This window comes from Bacillus cereus group sp. BfR-BA-01383 (assembly GCF_022663495.1).
GTDB lineage: Bacteria > Bacillota > Bacilli > Bacillales > Bacillaceae_G > Bacillus_A > Bacillus_A cereus_AU.
In genome coordinates this window covers 1-691 of sequence record NZ_JAKUFP010000099.1, presented here as the reverse complement: position 1 = coordinate 691, position 691 = coordinate 1, and the positions used below count along the sequence as shown (strand labels likewise).

Below are 691 nucleotides of genomic sequence, written 5' to 3'. Positions count from 1 at the left end.
AACTTTATTTTTATTTTTAAAACGAATTGGTTAATTGATTTGGATCATTTTAATAAAATATTGAATACTATGAAACTATAATCTATAGGTTATTAATCTTTTAATTTAGTAGGAGGTGAATTTAAAATGCCTTTCTCTACTGGTCCAATTGAAAATGTAGGAAATCAACCTACTAATGCAAATAGAGCTAGGGTTAAAATTCTCAATCGTACTGGAGGTCCACTTACTGGGGTAGTTAGATCTTTTAGACTTGATGGTACAAGAACATTAATCGAACAGATAAACTTTAATGTGGCTGCTAATGCTTCTGAATTTATAAATCTAAGTTTAGTTCACTCTACTTTGGGGCAAGCGCTTCAATATGAAGTTGAAATTGTTCCTAATCAAAACGGTGGTTTATACAGTGTCTACGGAATAGCACCTGGTAATGTTATTATTGCTGCACAACGAGTTTTGAATTCAGAACTAACGCAGATTCTTTAGTTTTAAATAAGGGTGGGTTATCTAAAAAATAACCCACCCTTATTTAATTTTTGATAATCATAGATTAAGTGAATTAGCTATTTATGTTTAGTTAGAATCACTTCTTTATTTGTAGTATTTTGAATGTATACTTTTGTTATGTAAATTGAGGATATCAGGTAATTTGGTAAGAATTCAATATTTCCGGTGATTCGAATGTAAACTAATA

The 691-nt window shown here is 29.7% G+C and carries 1 protein-coding gene; it reads left to right on the top strand.

Going from position 1 to position 691, the window contains the following annotated elements:
• Positions 1-126 precede the first annotated feature (126 nt).
• On the top strand, positions 127-483 hold the full coding sequence (locus MR065_RS27045) for an ATPase (protein ID WP_097905310.1): 357 nt from the start codon (positions 127-129) through the stop codon (positions 481-483).
• Positions 484-691 lie beyond the last annotated feature (208 nt).

Excerpts from the sequence above, each read along its gene's own strand:
- MR065_RS27045 (WP_097905310.1), top strand. The coding sequence starts at position 127 with ATGCCTTTCTCTACTGGTCCAATTGAAAATGTAGGAAATCAACCTACT.